General features: G+C 72.1%; 12 protein-coding genes. 6 read left to right on the top strand and 6 right to left on the bottom strand.

All coding sequences use genetic code 11. The annotated features are described in order from the left end of the window. The first annotated feature begins 4 nt into the window (after nt 1-4). Nucleotides 5-2,356, top strand: coding sequence for a transglutaminase TgpA family protein (locus DEJ11_RS14065; RefSeq protein ID WP_146250106.1), 2,352 nt, complete (start codon nt 5-7; stop codon nt 2,354-2,356). Between the two features lie 221 nt (nt 2,357-2,577). Here DEJ11_RS14065 and DEJ11_RS14060 read toward each other — a convergent pair whose 3' ends face one another. Then, nucleotides 2,578-3,180: a TetR/AcrR family transcriptional regulator gene (locus tag DEJ11_RS14060; protein ID WP_111029886.1), complete on the bottom strand. Its 603-nt coding sequence runs from the start codon at nt 3,178-3,180 to the stop codon at nt 2,578-2,580. A 247-nt stretch (nt 3,181-3,427) separates the two neighbouring features. Next, a complete protein-coding gene (locus DEJ11_RS14055; RefSeq protein ID WP_071406483.1) occupies nt 3,428-4,189 on the bottom strand; it encodes a trimeric intracellular cation channel family protein in 762 nt (253 codons plus the stop codon). Nucleotides 4,190-4,258: 69 nt separating this feature from the next. Between DEJ11_RS14055 and efeU the strand changes: the two genes are divergently transcribed. Genes efeU through efeB form a run of 3 tightly spaced genes read left to right on the top strand, consistent with a single transcriptional unit; the run spans nt 4,259 to nt 8,374 of the window. Further along, entirely contained in the window at nt 4,259-5,863 is a 1,605-nt protein-coding gene (gene efeU, locus DEJ11_RS14050) for an iron uptake transporter permease EfeU (protein ID WP_284176632.1), read from the top strand. Further along, nucleotides 5,850-7,073 (top strand): iron uptake system protein EfeO, encoded by a 1,224-nt coding sequence (gene efeO, locus DEJ11_RS14045; RefSeq protein ID WP_111104325.1) that lies wholly within the window; start codon nt 5,850-5,852, stop codon nt 7,071-7,073. Before efeU ends, efeO begins: the two co-directional genes overlap by 14 nt. Then, nucleotides 7,070-8,374, top strand: coding sequence for an iron uptake transporter deferrochelatase/peroxidase subunit (gene efeB / locus DEJ11_RS14040; RefSeq protein ID WP_111104323.1), 1,305 nt, complete (start codon nt 7,070-7,072; stop codon nt 8,372-8,374). Before efeO ends, efeB begins: the two co-directional genes overlap by 4 nt. 334 nt (nt 8,375-8,708) lie before the next feature. Here efeB and DEJ11_RS14035 read toward each other — a convergent pair whose 3' ends face one another. From DEJ11_RS14035 to DEJ11_RS14020, 4 genes are all read right to left on the bottom strand, one after another. After that, nucleotides 8,709-11,093: a bifunctional metallophosphatase/5'-nucleotidase gene (locus DEJ11_RS14035; protein WP_111104321.1), complete on the bottom strand. Its 2,385-nt coding sequence runs from the start codon at nt 11,091-11,093 to the stop codon at nt 8,709-8,711. 102 nt (nt 11,094-11,195) lie between these two features. Then, nucleotides 11,196-13,010 (bottom strand): thiamine pyrophosphate-requiring protein, encoded by a 1,815-nt coding sequence (locus DEJ11_RS14030; protein ID WP_111104319.1) that lies wholly within the window; start codon nt 13,008-13,010, stop codon nt 11,196-11,198. Between the two features lie 152 nt (nt 13,011-13,162). Next, a complete protein-coding gene (locus tag DEJ11_RS14025) occupies nt 13,163-14,089 on the bottom strand; it encodes a sugar phosphate isomerase/epimerase family protein (protein WP_111038264.1) in 927 nt (308 codons plus the stop codon). Beyond that, complete coding sequence (locus tag DEJ11_RS14020; RefSeq protein ID WP_035808774.1) at nt 14,086-15,243, bottom strand: Gfo/Idh/MocA family protein; 1,158 nt, start codon at nt 15,241-15,243, stop codon at nt 14,086-14,088. Before DEJ11_RS14020 ends, DEJ11_RS14025 begins: the two co-directional genes overlap by 4 nt. Before the next feature lie 76 nt (nt 15,244-15,319). Between DEJ11_RS14020 and DEJ11_RS14015 the strand changes: the two genes are divergently transcribed. Both DEJ11_RS14015 and DEJ11_RS14010 read left to right on the top strand, forming a co-directional pair. Next, a complete protein-coding gene (locus DEJ11_RS14015; protein WP_111101352.1) occupies nt 15,320-16,741 on the top strand; it encodes a glucose-6-phosphate dehydrogenase in 1,422 nt (473 codons plus the stop codon). 29 nt (nt 16,742-16,770) lie between these two features. After that, entirely contained in the window at nt 16,771-17,556 is a 786-nt protein-coding gene (locus DEJ11_RS14010) for a dienelactone hydrolase family protein (protein WP_111023588.1), read from the top strand. Nucleotides 17,557-17,615: the final 59 nt, after the last annotated feature.

The following is a 17,615-nucleotide window of genomic DNA, read 5'->3' as shown; positions in this document are numbered from 1 at the left end:
CGGGGTGAGCGCACCGGCGCGTGGCCGTGCCGACGTGCGCGAGATCCTCGACCGCGACGACGACCTGCGTGACGTCCCGAGCGCCTGGGTCGTGGCCCTCGCGCCGGTGCCCGTCCTGCTCGCCGCCCTCGCCATCCGGCCGCTCGTACAGGGGATCGCCTGGTGGGCATCGGGTGTCGTCGTCGTCGCCGTGCTCGTCGCCGTGATGCTCGCGGTGCGCCGCCAGACGCCCGGCATCCGCTTCGTCGTCCTGGTCGGCACGGTCATCGCCTGCTCGTGCGCCGCCGCCCTGGTCAACGACATCCAACCGCTCGGGTGGCTCGACGCCGACGGGGCCCTCGGGGAGACGCTCGCGGCGATCCGCCTGAACCCCGCACCACTGCCGCAGACCGACGCGATCCGGCTCGTGGTCACCGCGTCGATCGGCTGGGTGGCGGCGGTCTCGCTGTTCCTCGCCGCCATCGCGCGGATCCCGTCGCTCGCCGCTGCTCCGGCCCTCGTCATCCTGATCGTGCCGGGTGTCATCACCGGGCAGCCCGCCGGCACCCCGCTCGTCATCACCACGGCGGTGGCGTTCCTCGCCCTGCTCTGGCTGTCCGTGCGTCCGGTGCAGCGCGCACTGCCGGCTGCGGTCGTCGGGGCGATCGGGCTCGTCGTGGCCATCGGGCTGCCGACGATCGTGCCGCTCAACGCCAGCTGGTTGTCCGGCGTGACCGGTGCGATCCAGTCGCCGATCCAGCCCGGACGGCCCGGCACCCTGCTCGAACTCGGCAACGACCTGCGCCGTCCGAGCGAGCTCGAGGTGTTCCGGTACCGCTCGTCCGACGGGCAGCCCGAGTACCTCAAGCTCGCCGACCTCGACGAGTTCGGCACGGGGGACTGGGTGCCGACCGTGACGAACGCGGCCGAGGCCGACACCGCCGACGAGCAGCAGTGGGCCGAGGGCGTCAACCCGCGCCTGGCGAGCCGCGGCGACGTGACCGTCCGGATCACCGGGCTGTCCAGCACCTACCTGCCGGTACCGTCGGGTGCGGTGTCGATCGAGTCGCAGTCCACCAACCTCGACCTGTCGCAGTGGCGGTGGATGGGGAACTCGAGCACCGTCCGGTCGACCGGAGCCGCAACCGCCCGCGGCGCGATGTACGAGGTCTACGGGGCCTCGACGTTCGCCAACGACTACCTCGATGCGGTCGCCGCCTCGGGGGTGCTCGCGCGATCCGACGGCCGTGGCTTCCGGGAGCCCAGCCGCCAGCAGCTGCGCACCGACCTCGCCCTGCCCGACGACCTGCCCGCCAACATCTCGACCACCGCGACCCGGGTCGCCGCCGCCGCGACTGACGACTACGGGCGGGCGCGGGCACTCGAGCAGTGGTTCCGCAGCGACCTGTTCACCTACTCCGAGACCGCCCCCGTCGAGCAGGGCTACGACGGCGACAGCATGGACGTCGTCTCGACGTTCCTGAAGGTCCGCGACGGGTACTGCGTGCACTTCTCGTCCGCGATGGCCGTGATGGCGCGCACGCTCGGCATCCCCTCGCGCATCGCGGTCGGGTACCGTGCCGGGTCGCCGCAGCCCGACGGCGAGTACGCGGTGTCGAACCGGCAGCTGCACTCCTGGCCCGAGCTGTACATCCAGGGCGCCGGGTGGGTCGCCTTCGAGCCGACGCCCGACTCCGACGAGGCCGCGCCGTCCGAGGAGCCCTCGGCCTCGCCGACCGCGGCGGCACCGGAGACCCCGCTGCCGGCACCCGAGCAGACCACCCCGGCGGACGAATCAGCGTCACCGACCCCGTCGGCGTCCCCGGTTCCGGGTGCCACGGGTGCGTCCGGCACCGGCGGCGGCGGAGGACCGGTCGGGCTGCTCGTGGGCCTGCTGCTCGTGCTCGCGGTCCTCGTCGCCCCGGGGCTCGTGCGCGCTGTTCGCCGCCGGTCGAGGCTGTCGGCGATCGCTGCCGGTCGGTCACCTGCCGTGCAGGCGTGGCGGGAGTTGCTCGACGACGTCGCCGACCACGGGTACGCTCCAGGCCTCGCGCCGCCGGGTGACGCCGCCGCCGTGGCCCGGACAGCCCGAGCCGTGCTCGGACGCCTGCGGCCCGGGTTGCCGGAGTCGGTCGTGCCGCACCTGGAGGCCGCGGTCGATGCGGTCGATCGTGAGCGCTTCGCCGCCGACGGGGCCGCATCGGTGGACACTCCGGCGTTGGAGCGTCACGTCCGCGACGCTCGGGAGGCGCTCGACGCCTCGGTCCCCACGGTGCGCGTCGTCCGGTCGCGCCTGCTGCCGCCGAGCCTGTTGCCGTCGTCCGCCTGGTCCCACGACGGGCCGAAGCCCCGCCGTCGGGATCGTCGCACGGCCTGACGCGGGCGCGTGCCGGCTGGCGGGTGCTGCACGGTGCGGGGTTCGTCGGGTGGTGCGTGGTTGGTGGCTCGGTGCGGGGCTGTAGGCGTGCACGGTGCGATCGAGCGGGCACGGGGTGGCGAACCTCGCACGGTGCGAAGCCCCGACCGCCGCACGCACCGCGGCCGCACCGCGCCGCCGCCCGCACGCCGCCCGCCGCCCGCGCCGCGGGGCACCGCGCGTCAGCGCCGGCGGATGACCGCCTCGACCAGGGTCGCGACGAGCTCGCCCGGATCGACCCCGGGCAGCGCCGGCGCGTCGAACACCAGGCCGACGTTCGCCCCGATGAGCACGGTCGCGAACTCCTCCGGGGTCATGCCGACCTCGACCTCGGGGTGGGCACCGAGCCACAGCCGCACCAGCTCGAGTACCCCGTCCTGCAGGATCCGGCGCTGCCGGATGAACTCGGGCAGCAGCTCCGGGTGCCGCACCGCGTACCCGCGGAACGCCGAGAGCAGCGCGAACTGCTCGCTCTGGTCGTTCTGCCCGAACGCGGCGCGCAGGACGTCCCCGACGTCGACCGCGGCGATGTCCGCGTGCACGAGTTCCTGCAGTGAGCCGAGCACGACGTTCGTGGACCGCTGCATGACCTGGGCGAGCAGGTCTTCCTTGGACGAGAAGTTCGAGTAGACCGCACCCTTGCTGAACCCCGCGCGTGCTGCGACGTCGTCGAGCCGCGCGCCGTACACACCCTGTTCGGCGAAGACCGCGGCTCCGGCGGCGAGCAGGCGTTCCCGGACCTCGGCGCGCGGGATGCGCTGGGTGGGGGAAGCGTCGTCGCTCATCGGTTGCTGCTCCGACCTGTGGTGGTGGTCGTCGGGGAGAGCATCGTGGTGGAGACCTGCCGCGCCGCGCGTCTGATCCCGCGCGGCATCAGCGAAGCCCCCATCCCCACGTCTGCTCGGAACCGGCGCGTTCGGGTCGCGTCGGTGCTGTGCGGACAGCGTTCACCGGGACCATCCCCGGCAGAACTGCCAGGACGATACCCGGCGGTACTGATCGTAGCGTCGCGGGGCCGCGGAGGACAGCCCCTCAGTCCTCGTGCTCTTCTCGGACACTGCCGGCACCGGTCCGACGGCCCGGGCGCCGGAGCAACCGGAGCGCGTCCGGCCGCAGGCTCCGACCCCGCCGGAGCAGCGAACCGAGGGTCGACTTCGGCTGCCAGTCACGGCCGTTCGGCAGCCCCCAGCCCCGGCGGACCGCTCCCCAGCGGAGCCCGAGCGACAGCGTGATCGCGAGCAGGATGCCGAGCGACGGCGACCCGAGCGCCGAGGCGATCACCATCACGGCCGACGCGGCGACGGCCACGGTGGCGTACAGCGCGTTCCCGCCGAACACCGCCGGTACCCGCCGCAAGAGCAGGTCGCGCATGGCCCCGCCGCCGACCGCGGTGATGGTCCCCATGATGATCGCGGCCGGCCAGTCGAGCCCGGCGTCGTAGGTGCGCTGCACGCCGACCACGGCCCAGAACCCGATCACGGCGGCGTCGAGCACGGTGAACAGCCGGTCCCACGTGAGCTCGGAGAACGACACGAGGAACGCGATGAGCGCCCCGGCGACGGCGACCGGCACGTACAGCGGGTCGACGAGCGCGACGGGTGGCCCGTTCTGCAGCAGGGTGTCGCGGAGCATCCCGCCGCCGAGTCCGGAGACGAACCCGACGACCAGGAACCCGAACAGGTCGAAGTCCATCGCGCGGGCGATGGAGCCGCCGAGCAGGGCGGACGCGAAGACCCCGGCGAGGTCGAGCACGTTCGTGACCGACGCCAGGCCGTCGACGGACAGCAGGTTCATGAGAACCATCAAACATCACGTCGCACGACTGGCGGGCCGTTCGGCGGTTAGGTTAGCCTCACCTTCGTCATGCTCGCCACTCTCGTCATCGGTCTCCGTGAAGGCCTCGAAGCCACGCTCATCGTCGGCATCATCGCCGCGTTCCTGCGTCGCAACCGCGTCCCGCTCGCCCCGATGTGGTCGGGCGTCGGGCTCGCGGTGCTGCTCAGCATCGCCGTCGGCTTCGGGCTGCAGGCCGTCGAGCAGGCGTTGCCGCAGGCCCAGCAGGAGGGCATGGAGGCGGTCATCGGCATCGTCGCCGTCGTCTTCGTCACGGGCATGATCGTCTGGATGCGCACGCACGCGCGCACCCTGACCGCCGACCTCGAGGCCAGTGCGACCGCAGCGCTCGGCCGCGGCACCGCCTGGGCCCTCGCCGGCATGGCGTTCCTCGCCGTCCTGAAGGAGGGCTTCGAGACCTCGGTGTTCCTCCTCGCCACGTTCCAGGCGTCGTCGGACACCGGCCTCGCCGCCCTCGGTGCTGTGATCGGCATCGCGGCCGCGGTCGTCGTCGGCTTCGGCATCTACACCGGTGGCGTCCGCCTCAACCTGTCGCGGTTCTTCACCGGCACCGGGGTCTTCCTGGTCTTCGTCGCGGGCGGCCTGGTGCTGACCGTCCTCCGCCGCGCGCACGAGGCCGGCTGGATCGTCATCGGCCAGCAGCGCACCGTCGACCTGTCGTGGCTCGCGCCGAACGGTTCGGTGCAGGGCGCCCTGGTCACCGGCGTGCTCGGCATCCCGCCGGACCCGCGGGTCATCGAGGTGCTCGGCTGGGTCCTCTACGTCGTCCCGGTGCTGGCCCTGACGCTCTGGCCGCGCGCCTGGCGTCCGTCGCCGGGCCGCGTGCCCCGGGTGCGCGCCGTCGTCGCCGGCGCACTCGCCGTGGCGGCAGCGGCACTCGCGATCGCCGTGCCGACGGGCGGGGTCGACCTGCCCCGCACCACCGCGGTCAGCGGCGACGCCAGCTCCGTCTCCGCCAGCGTCGACGGTGCGTCCGGCGTCCTCCGCGTGTCGGGCACCGGCCGGGAGGCCCGGATCACCCTGCCGACGTCGGCCCACCGCCGCGTCACCCGCGCGGGCGTGGCCGCCGACCGGTGGCGCGTCGTGCAGGACGGAACCAGTGAGCAGGGGAGCGGTGCCGACCGTCCGTCGACGCTGACGCTCGACGACCTCGTCACCCTGTTCGGTCGCCTGCCCGTCGGGGTCTCCCCGTCGACGAACCCCGGCCCCTTCTCGGCGCGCTGGGCCGTGCGCGACACGGTGACCCTGTGGACCGTCCGCGGTGGGGTCCTGGACGCGACCCGCGACGAACGCGAGGTGCTGACGCTGAGCGGTGGGGGCCTCCCGTCCGCGCGCACCACGACACTGGACCGCACCGTCTGGTCCGTCCCCGATGCCCGCGTCGAGCGGTCGGCCGCCTCGGTGGCCGCAGCGGACTCGCGATCAGCCGACCTGCTGCTCTGGAAGGCCTGGCTGCCGATCGCCCTCGGCATCGCGGCCGCCGCGCAGGCGCTGCTGGCCCTCCGTGACCGCCGTCGCCGGCGACTCCCCACCATCCCCACCCCCGAACCCGTCCCCGCTCGTGGCCCTCCGGCCGCGGACCCTGCAAGGAGCACCGACCATGTCCTTCGGTAAGCCCGTCCGACCCCTGATCACCCTGGGCGCCCTCGGCGCCGTCACCGCCCTCGCACTCACCGGGTGCGCCGGCGGGTCCACCGGAGCCGACGGCTCCGGCTCCGACGACGCGAAGGTCTCCCGCGTCACCATCACGCTCACGAACGACGGGCAGGACGCCTGTGCGGTGTCCTCGACGAAGGTCCCCGCGGGCCCCGTCACCTTCACAGTGAAGAACGAGTCGTCGACCGCGATCACCGAGGTCGAGCTGCTGCAGGACCAGCGGATCCTCGGCGAGAAGGAGAACCTGGCACCCGGCCTCGACGCCGTCCGGTTCACCGCCACGCTGACCGGTGGGAAGTACCAGGTGTACTGCCCCGGCGCCGAGACCGAGCTGACGGACTTCACCGTCACCGGCAAGGCCGCGTCGACCGCGAACAGCAGCGCCTCGACCCTGCTCCGCGACGGGACGAAGGGGTACGCGACCTACGTCGACGGCCAGGTCACCGACATGGTCGCCGCGGTCGAGCAGATGCAGAAGCACATCGACGCCGGCGACCTCGACGCGGCGAAGACCGACTACGCGAACGCCCGCCCGTTCTACGAGCACGTCGAGAGCGACGTCGACGGCTTCGTCAAGAAGGGGTTCAAGGCCACCGACAACGCCGGCAACCTCGACTACCTGATCGACATGCGTGCCTCGAACCTCGACCCCGCCGTCGGCTGGAGCGGTTTCCACGCCGTCGAGAAGGACCTGTTCCAGGCCGGGAAGATCACCGCGTCGACGAAGCAGACCGCCGCGGACCTGACCGAGGACGTGCAGCTGCTCGCGAAGCTCGTGCCGACCCTGGACTACAAGCCGGAGGACCTGGCGAACGGTGCCGCCGGCCTGCTCGAAGAGGTGCAGTCGAACAAGATCACCGGCGAGGAAGAGGCGTACAGCCACATCGACCTCGTCGACCTCGCCGCCAACGTCGAGGGTGCCCGTCAGGCCTTCGCGTACCTCAAGCCGGGGCTGACCAAGCTCGACCCGACCCTGACGAAGCAGATCGCCAAGCAGTTCGACGCCACGAACACGATGATGGACGGCTACCGCGACGCCGACGACCTGGGCGGTTTCGCCACGTGGGACGCCGCCACCAAGAAGTCCGACGCGAACACGATCTCGCAGCAGATCCAGGCGCTGCAGGACCCGCTGTCCCGCCTGGCCGAGAAGGTCGCGACCGCGTGACCGAGCCGGACGAGGCACCGCGGGCGGACGAGGCACCCCGGGCGAGCGTCTCCCGCCGTGGTCTGTTCGGCGCCGGCCTGGCCGTGGCCGGCGCCGGGGTCGGCGCGGCTGCGGGCATCGGCGGCGCCACCGCGGCGACCGGCGTGAACCCGTTCACGGCGGCGACGAACGGCGACGAGTCGATCGACCTGTCGCAGAGCCAGCCGTTCTACGCCACCGCGGCCCGGCAGCCGCAGGGCGGGATCCGCACCACCCCGCAGCGGTACTGCGTCTACATGACGTTCGACCTGTCGACGACCGTCACGACCGAGCTGCAGGTGCTCCTCGCCCGCTGGTCGGCCGCGATCGCCCAGCTGCAGGCCGGCAAGACCGTCGGCAGCGTCGAACCCGCGCACGGCAACGGGGTCGGTGCCGACACCGGCGAGGCGCTCGACCTCGGGCCGGCGTCCCTGACCGTCACGGTGGGCCTGGGTCCCGGCGTCTTCGACGAGCGCTTCGGGCTCGCCGACCGCCGTCCGGCCTCGCTCGCCGACATCCCGACGCTGCCGAGCGACAACCTGCAGGAGGGCCTGACCGGCGGGGACCTGTCCCTGCAGGCCTGCGCCGACGACCCCCAGGTGGCGTACCACGCGGTGCGCGACCTCGCACGGATGGCCCGCGGCACCGCGACCGTCCGCTGGACCGTGCTCGGCTTCGGCCGGGCATCGGCGGGGCCGCACCAGAGCACGCCCCGCAACCTGATGGGGTTCAAGGACGGCACCCGGAACATCACGACCGACGCCGACCACGACCGGTTCGTCTGGCTCGACCGCGACGCCGGGTGGATGGCCGGCGGCAGCTACCAGGTGGTGCGGAAGATCCGGATGAACATCGAGACCTGGGACGCCGACGTCGTCAGCGACCAGCAGCGGGTGTTCGGGCGGACGAAGATCCAGGGCGCACCGCTCTCCGGCGGGCAGGAGCACACCACTCCGGACTTCCACGCCAAGGACGACGACGGTGCGACGAAGATCGACGCGACGTCGCACATCGCCCTCGCCGCGCACGAGGCGAACGGCGGCGTGAAGATCCTGCGCCGGCCGTACAACTACACCGACGGGCTCAACGAGTACGGCCAGCTCGACGCCGGGCTGCTGTTCATCGCCTACGTGAACGACCCGGACCACTTCACCCGGCTGCAGCGGAAGCTCGGCGCCTCGGACCGGCTGAACGAGTACGTCTCGCACATCGGCTCCGCGGTGTTCGCCGTGCCGCCGGCACCCCGCAAGGGCTCGTACATCGGCGAGCAGCTCTTCCGATGAGCTGCGTCGCTGACCTGAGGCGCTGACCCGAAGGGGTGGGCGCCCTCCGCCGTTTCCCTGGAGGCGGAGGACGCCCGCGTCGCGGAGTCTCGCCGAACGGAACCACCGTCGACTTGCTGAAAGCGACCCGGCACGACGCGTCGCGGTGCGACAACCCCGAGAGTACCCCGCGGATCCGCGGATCCGCAGTGATCGACCGGGATGGGACAGCAACCGTGACCGCCGGGTCGCGCGAGGTGTGCGCCGGACGTGCCCCGGGCCTCCTGACCGACGCGAACGGGCCGCCTCACCAGGGTGAGACGGCCCGTTCGCGTGTGTGCCCGCAGGCTCGGGGTCAGTCCGTCAGGACCGTCGCGGCACGTCGTGCGCGGTTGCGGCGGAGGACCACGAGTGCCGTGATCCCGGCGAGCAGGAGCAGGCCCGCCGCGATCGCCGGAGCGGTCAGGTCCGCACCCGTGTAGGCGAGGTCGCCACCGGCGCGCGGGTCGTCGTCGGTCCCGCCGACGCCACCGATGCCGGCGTCGTCACCGTCACCCGCGCCGGGGCCGGGGATGACCCCGCCACCCGGGTTCGGGGTCGGAGCCGGGGTCGGGTCGACCGGGTCCGTGGGGTCGGTCGGGTCCGTCGGGTCGGTCGGGTCGACCGCTGCGGCGACCGGGATCGTCACGGCGAGGGTGACGGTCTGGCCACCCGGCAGGGTGACCACGAGCGGCGCGTCCGTCGTGGCGACCGGCTCGGCCACCGCGGCGAGCGACACGGAACCGGCGGTGCGGGCGGCAGCGCGTGCGGCCGGCGCCTCGATCTCGGGCACCGTGACGGTCAGGGTTGCGCGACCCTGCTCGTCGTTCTTGTCGGTGATCGTCGGGTCGATCGCCGACGATGCGAGCTCCTTGCCGTCCGCGGAGACCGAGACGGAGCCGGCCTTCGCCGGGTCCTCGCTGCTGAACACGAGCGACGACAGGTCGAGCTCGATCTCGTCTCCGGGCTGGAAGCCACCTTCTGGGGTCGGCGTGACAGTGATGCCGACGGCGCGCTGGTCGACCGGGGGCGTGACCTTCGGGTTGGCGAGGAAGTAGTCCACCTGGGCCTGCAGGTCGACCTGGCCGGAGTCGGCGACGTTCGTACCGGTCGCGAAGGCGGCGAAGTTGTCGCCACCGGTCGACAGGAACGAGTTGACGGTCACCTTGAGGGTGTCGGTCAGCGCGATCGGCTTGCCGTCGAGGGTCATCGCGGTGATGCGCTCGCCGCGGCCCTTCGACGGGTCGTAGGTGTACGCGAAGCCGTCCGAGACGCCGAGCTTCAGGAACGGACGCTCGAGGCCGTCCGGCTGCCACTGCTGCTCGAGGGCGTTCTTGATCTGCTGGCCGGTCATGTCCTTGGTCACCAGGGTGTTGGCGAACGGCTGGACGAGCGCGGCCTCCTTGTAGGTGACGGTGCCGTCCGGGTCGCCGGCGCCGCTGGACGCGTAGACCATGTCGGTACGGAGGCCGCCCGGGTTCATGAAGGCGATCTTCGAGCCGTTGCGGGCGGTGGCGCTGCGCTGGACCTCGGCGATGTAATTGCCCAGGACGGACTCGCCGCCGCGGTTCTCGGCCTTGCGGTCGGACTGCACGGCGCGACGCAGGTCACCCGTGATCTCGCCGAGCTTCTCGCTGCCCTTGACGTCGGCGACGGCCTTCGCGGCGGTCACGATGTCGCTCACCTCGGTCACCGAGGTGGTGTCGGCGGGGACACGCTTGTCCTCGTTGACGGGGGTGACCGACGACGTGATGCCGGTGAGCTGCTTGTCCGCGTCCACCGTGAGCTGCAGGTGCCCGAGGTTCACCCCGTAGGACCCGGCCTGGATCACCGGACGCTTCGTGCCGTCGGGGCCGGCGATGGAGTGGTTGTACGTCGCGTGGGTGTGCGCCGACACGATGGCCGAGACCTTCGACGAGACGCCCGAGGTGATCTTGCCGAACGCGCCGGTGCCGGTGGCGTCGGTGAGCGCACTCGTGGTGGCGCCCTCGTGCACGAGCAGGACGAGCACGTCGGCCTCGCCGTTGTCGTCCTTGCCGTCGGTGAGCTGCTCGGCGTACCGGTTGACCTGGCTGACGATCGGAGCCATCGCGAGGCCCTCGACCCCGCCGGGGCTGACGAGCCCGGGGATGAGGTCCTCGGTGGTGGCACCGATGAAGCCGACCTTGACGCCGCCCTTCTCCACGATGGAGTACGGCGTGAACGCGGGGTCGGTGGTGCCGGCCTTGACGATGTTCGCCGAGACGTACGGCCAGTCGGCGCGGTCCTCGATGCGGCCGGTCAGGTCGTCCTGGCCCTTGTCGAGCTCGTGGTTGCCGATCGCGCTGACGTCGAGGTCCATGGCGTTCAGGGCGTCGATCGTGGGGGAGTCCTGCTGGATGAGCGAGGTGAAGGTCGAGGCGCCCACGTTGTCGCCGACGCTGGCGAAGATCGTGTTCGGATTGGCCTCGCGGTACGACTGCACGACGCCGGCGAGCTTCGCGGCGCCGGCGGCCTTGTCGGCGGCGGTGCCCTCGGACTCGATGCGACCGTGGAAGTCGTTGACGTCGACGATGTCGATCGTCGTGTCGCCCTCGGCGGCGACGGCTGCGGACGGGACGGACAGTGCGACCAGGACCCCGGCGGTGGCGAGGGCCGCGCCGGCGCCGAGGCGTCGTCGGGTCGTCGCACCGGCGGTTCCGGTGGTGTGGGAAGTGTTCATCGCCGTCGAACCTACGAAGACGCACAGGCGACCCGCCAGACCCCGTCGCAAGTCGTCACATGACGTTCACACGGCCGTCCCCCTGGGCCCGCCCGACCTGGTTCAGTCGCGGCCGAGCGCCCCCTTCACCCGCTCGGTGACCTCGGTCGCCATCGCCTTGGCGGAGTCCTTCACGACGTCGAACTCGACCGGGTCACCCTTCAGCAGGCTCTTCGCCGTGTTGATCGCGTACTCCTTCGTGATGTGCGGGGGCAGCGGCGGGACGCTCCGGCTGACGTACGCGTCGATCAGGGTGACCCCCTGGTGGGCGAAGGCCTGCTCGACCGCCGCCTCGACCTCGGAGTCCTCGTGCACCGCGATGCCCTGGAACCCGAGCAGCGTCGCGTACCCGGCGTAGTCGATCGACTCGACGTCCTGCGAGCCGCGCCACATCGGGTTGCCGTCCTCGGTGCGCATCTCCCACGACACCTGGCCGAGGTCGTCGTTGTGCATGACCACGATGACGAGCTGCTGGTTCGGCCAGGCCGCCAGGTACTTCTTCACGGTGATCAGCTCGTTCATGCCGAGCATCTGGAAGGCCCCGTCGCCGATCGTGCACACCGCCGGACGGTCCGGGAACGCGAACTTCGCCGCCACCGCGTACGGCATCGCCGCGAGCATCGTCGCGAGGCGGCCGGACATGTCGCCGCGCATGCCCTCGCGCAGCCGGATGTGGTGGCCGTACCAGTCGGCGGTCGTGCCGGCGTCCGCGGTGACCGTGACGCCGTCGGGCAGCCGGTCGTTCACGGCCTGGATCACCCGGCGCGGGTTCACGCCGTCGTCGTAGGCGACCTCGGACTGGGCGCGCATCTCCGACTCCCATTCGCGCATCTCGTCGGCGACGGTCTGCTGGAATGACCTGTCGGTCTTCTGCTCGAGCAGCGGGAGCACGGCGTCGAGCGTCGAGCCGACGTCGCCCCACAGGTTCAGCTCGGTCGGGTACCGCAGGCCGAGCTGCTCCGGCTTGATGTCGACCTGGATGCCCCGGGCCTGCCCCGTCTTCGGCATGTACTCGCCGTACGGGTAGTTCGTGCCGAGCAGCACGAGGGTGTCGCAGTCGCGGATCTGGTGCAGCGACGGCAACGACCCGAGCAGCCCGAGCTGCTGCGAGTGGTACGGCACGTCGGACGGGATCACGTCCTTGCCGCGGAGTGCCGTGATGATCCCCGCACCCGCCTTCTCGGCCGCTGCGAGCACCTGGGCCGTCGCACCGCGCGCGCCCGCACCGACCAGGAACGTCACCTTCGACCCGGCGTTGATGATCTCCGCCATCTTCCGGACCTCGTCGGCGGGCGGCGTGATCCGGGTCGACGCGGGGACGTCGCTCGACCGTGAGGCCCAGTGCTCCAGCGGCGGCGCGTCGTACGCCATCGCCTGCACGTCGTGGGGCAGCACGACGACGGCCGGCTGCTTGCGCAGCGACGCGGTGCGGAACGCGGTGTCGAGCACCACGCCGACGGCTTCGGGCGTGGCCACCGTCTGCACGTAGCAGGCGACGTCGGCGAACACGCGCTCCAGGTTCGACTCCTGCTGCGTGAACGACCCCATCGCCGCGAGCCCCTGCTGGCCGACGATCGCCACCACCGGCTGGTTGTCCATCTGCGCGTCGTACAGCCCGTTCAGCAGGTGGAAGGCACCGGGACTCGACGTCGCGACGCAGACCCCGACCTCGCCGGTGAACTTCGCGTGCGCGGTCGCCATCAGCGCCGCGATCTCCTCGTGCGTGGGGCGGACGTACTCCAGGCCGTCGCCCTTCGAGGCCGCCTTGCCGAGCGCGCCGTCGAAGGCGCCGATCCCGTCGCCGGGGTACCCGAACACGCGGGAGACCCCCCACGCCTTGATGCGGTCGATGACGAAGTCGCTCACGGTCGTGCTCATGGCACCAGCGTGCGCGGGCGCACACGGGTCCGTTCACAGGCACCGGACTGGAGGCGCGGATCACGTGACCGACGTCGGTCACGTGATCCGGGCCTCCAGGCCAGGGCGCCTGTGCTGGCTGGTGCTCGGTGTCGGGTCCTGCTCGGTACCGGCTACTGCTCCTGCGCGATCAGCGGACGCAGCGTGCGGTGCGCGATGCGCAGCCCCTCGAGCACCCGGTCGTCGGTGCCGCCCCAGAGCGGGTCCTCGTGCTCGACGCTCAGCGTGCCGTCGAAGCCCGCCTCGTAGAGGCGGTCGACGACGCGCGGCCAGTCCACGACGCCGCGGCCCGGCACCCGGAACCGCCACCAGCCCATGTCCCACGGGTCGTCGCCCTTGTCGACCTTGCCGAAGAACCCGTACTCGTTGCGCCGCTCGGGGAACAGCTCCAGGTCCTTCGCCTGGGCGTGCACGATGTGCTCGGCGAAGGGCAGGATCGTCTCGACCGGGTCGATGCCGATCCACGTCAGGTGCGACGGGTCCCAGTTCAGGCCGAAGCCCAGGCCGGTGACCCAGCCCCAGAGCTCGGGGGAGTACGCGATGTTGCCGGGGTACCCGTCGGGGTGCCAGCCCTCCATCACGCAGTTCTCGATGACGAGCCGAACGCCCCGCTCGCCGGCGTAGTCGACGAGCTCGGGCAGGACCCGGTTCCCCTCGGCCATGTTCTCGCGGACGGACTTCGTGGTGTCGCGGCCGATGAAGGTGCCGACGTACGGGATGCCGAGCGTCTGCGCGGTGTCGATGGCGTGCTTGAGGTGGGTCCGCACCGCGGCACGGTGCTCCGGGTCCTGGTGCAGGTTGTTCTCGTAGTACGCGAGCGCCGAGATCTCGAGGCCCGTCCGGTCGAGCAGGGCGCGGGTGGCCAGGGCGTCCTCGTCGGTGAACGTGGCGACCGGCAGGTGCGCCGCCTCGAAGTCGCGACCGCCGGTGCCCGGCCAGACGGCGACCTCGAGCCGCTCGTAGCCCTGCTGCTGGGCGAACCCGGCGATCCGGTCGAGCGACCAGCCGGGCAGGCAGGCGGTCAGCATGCCGAGCTTCACCGGATCTCCCGCCAGGTCGTCTCGGCCGCGCTGCCGATCACGGCCTCGATGATGTCGGCGGAGCGGGCGCCGTCCGCGAACGTCGGCAGTCCGTCGGGGGCCACTCCGGTGCGGACCGCGGTGTAGGTGTCGGCGACGAAGGCCGCGAAGGCGTCGAGGTACCCCTGCGGGTGCCCGGCCGGCACGATCGCCAGCCGGCGCTGGTCCGGGTACCCCTGCGACGGGTCGCGGACCACGATCTGGGCGCCGCGCTCGTTGCCGAACCACGCGGACTCGGGCTGCTCCTGGTCGAACGCCGCGCTGCCGCGGGTGCCGTCGACCTCGAACCACAGGCGGTTCTTCCGGCCCGACGCGACCTGCGAGATCACGACGTTCCCGATGCGGCCCGTGGCGGTGCGGAAGGTGGCGACGGCGGTGTCCTCGGTGGTGACCTCGGCGCGTTCGGCCGCGTCGGCCACCGGGTCCGGGTCGGGGGAGCCGGAGAACGACGGACCGGACGCCGCCGGCCGCGTCGGGTAGACGATGTCGGTCGCGGCGGACACCGAGGCGAAGCGCTCGCCCGTGACGAACTCGACCAGGTCGCACCAGTGCGAGCCGATGTCGGCGAACGCGCGGGACAGCCCGCTCGAGGTCGGGTCGACCCGCCAGCTCGAGGCGTCCTCGTCGAGCATCCAGTCCTGCAGGTAGTGACCGTGCACCGCGAGCAGCCGGCCGAGCTCCCCGTCGGCGATGCGCGCCCGGATCTCGCGGACCATCGGGTGGTAGCGGTACACGAACGGCACGGTGGCCACGACACCGGCCTCGGCAGCGGCGGCGACGAGCTCGGCGGCCTGCGCGGGGTCGATCGCCAGGGGCTTCTCGCACACCACGTTGATGCCGGCCGCGATCACCGCGAGCGCCTGCGGGTGGTGCTGGTCGTTCGGGGTGCAGATGTGCACGACGTCGGGGGCGTCGGCGATGACCTCGTCGAGGGAGGCGTAGCCACGGGGCAGGTCGAGCTGCGCCGCCACCTGCTCGGACCGGGCGGCGTTCCGGCCGAGCACACCGAGGACCTCGGCGCCGGAGGCCCGGGCCGCCCGGGCGTGGACGCCGGCGATCATGCCCGTCCCGACCACGGCGACACGGAGGCGTCGCCCTTCGTACCCACTGCTCATGGTGCTCCCTCGCGCCGGAATGACACCACCGTAGCGGCCCGGTCATCCACCGGGGCCGATGAGTACCGTCTGCAGCATGTCGAGCCTCCAGACCAGCCTGCTCATCCTCGGAGCCAGCGGCGACCTGTCCAAGCGCCTGCTCCTGCCCGGCCTCGCCACCCTGCTCCAGGTGAAGGACGACTGGGACGTCCAGCTCGTCGGGGCCGGTGTCGAGGACCTGTCCGACGCCGACTGGAAGGCGCAGGTGCGCGAGTCCTTCGAGAACGCGCAGGCGTCGAAGAACGAGGAGGACGAGGGCGCCTCGGGTGACACAGCGCTGCCGGAGCGACTGCAGGCCGTGGTCGACGCCTCGACCTACCGGAAGGCCGACGTCACCGACCCGGACGACCTGCGGGCACTGCTCGCCGCGTGCGAGCACGACCCCGCGATCTACTTCGCGCTGCCGCCGGCGGTCACCGAGAAGAGCTGCGAGCAGCTCGCCCACCTCGACCTGCCCGCCGGCACCCGCCTGGCGCTCGAGAAGCCGTTCGGAACCGACGCCGACAGCGCCTCGCACCTGAACGACCTGCTGCACTCGTTCATCCCCGAGGAGCGCATCCACCGCGTCGACCACTTCCTCGGCCGCTCCACCGTGCTGAACCTGCTCGGGCTGCGCTTCGCCAACCGCATCATCGAACCGCTGCTGTCGTCGCAGCACGTCGAGCGCGTCGACATCGTCTACGACGAGACCCTCGGGCTCGAGGGTCGGGCGCGCTACTACGACAAGGCCGGGGCGCTCACCGACATGATCCAGAGCCACCTGCTGCAGGTGATGGCCGTCGTCGCGATGGAGGCCCCCGCCTCGATCAAGGCCGACGACCTGCGCACCCAGAAGGAACTCGTGCTGCGGGCCGTCAGACCGTGGGGCGGCGACGTCGTCACCGCGGGCAAGCGCGCCCGGTACACCGCCGGCACCGTCGGGGACCGCCAGCTGCCGTCGTACGTCGACGAGGACGGCGTGGACCCGTCGCTCGGCACCGAGACCCTCGCCCAGCTCACCCTCGAGATCGCGAACTGGCGCTGGGCAGGCGTCCCCTTCACCCTGCGGTCCGGCAAGGCGCTCGCCGCACAGCGCCGCGAGATCGTCATCACGTTCAAGGACTCCCCGCACGTGCCCGAGGGACTCACCGGCACCGAGTTGCCCGACCGGCTGCGGATCTGGATCGCCCCGGACGAGATGCAGCTCGAGCTCAACGTCAACGGCGCCGGTGACCCGTACACGATCGACCACACGAGCCTCGAGGTGACGTTCAACCCCGGGCGCCTGAGTGCCTACGGCGAGGTGCTGGCCGGCGTGCTCGAGGGCGACGCCACGCTGTCGGTGCGCGGCGACAGCGCCGTGCAGGGCTGGAAGGTGGTCGGGCCGTTCCTCGACGCGTGGAAGGCCGGCAAGGCACCCCTCGACGAGTACGCCGCCGGGTCGGTCGGCCCCGACGGCTGGGACAACATCGAAGCCTGAGCCCGAGTGGCGGCGTAGCGTCGGGCGACGTGAACACCACCGACGACGTCCTGCAGACCGTTCCCGAACCCGCCGGCGCCGACATCCGTGTCGACGACGTCCCCTACGACCACGAGGGCACCCAACTGCTCGGTGTGCTCGCGAAGGACGCCGCGATCGCGGGCCGTCGTCCGGCCGTCCTCGTCGTGCACGACTGGCACGGCGTGAACGAGCACGTCGAGGCCCGGGTGACGATGCTCGCCCGGCTCGGCTACGTCGCGTTCGGCGCGGACATCTACGGCGCCGGTGTCCGCCCGGGCGACGACACGGCGGCCCAGGTCGCCGGCGGTTTCTACCAGGACCTGCCCCTGCTGCGCGCCCGCGCCACCGCCGGGCTCGAGCGACTGCTCGCCGACCCGGACGTCGACCCCGCCCGCGTCGTCGTGATGGGGTACTGCTTCGGTGGCTCGACCGCACTCGAGCTCGCACGGACCGGGGCCGACCTGGTCGGTGCCGTGGCGTTCCACGGCGGCCTCATCGCGCACGACCCCTCGGACGCCGCGGACATCCGGGCGAAGCTGCTCGTCCTCACCGGGGGCGCCGACCCCGTCGTGCCGGACGAGGCCGTGCACGCGTGGCAGGACGAGATGCGGGCGGCGCCGGACGTCGACTGGCAGGTCGTGACGTATTCAGGCGCGATGCACGCGTTCGCCGTGCCGGGCACCGACGCTCCGGACCACGGCGCGCAGTACCAGGAGCGCGCCGACCGCCGATCGTGGCAGGCGCTCCGGGTGTTCCTGGCCGAGGTGTTCGACGAGGAGCCCGCGGCGCTGTGACGGTGCGGCCGTCGGAGACCGTTCGCGACACGCCGAGCACCGAGGCCGGAGGGCCTCGA

Source organism: Curtobacterium sp. MCLR17_058 (assembly GCF_003234705.2).
GTDB lineage: Bacteria > Actinomycetota > Actinomycetes > Actinomycetales > Microbacteriaceae > Curtobacterium > Curtobacterium flaccumfaciens.
Note: the sequence above shows the minus strand (reverse complement) of the source record. Positions and strands in the feature narration are given on the sequence as shown.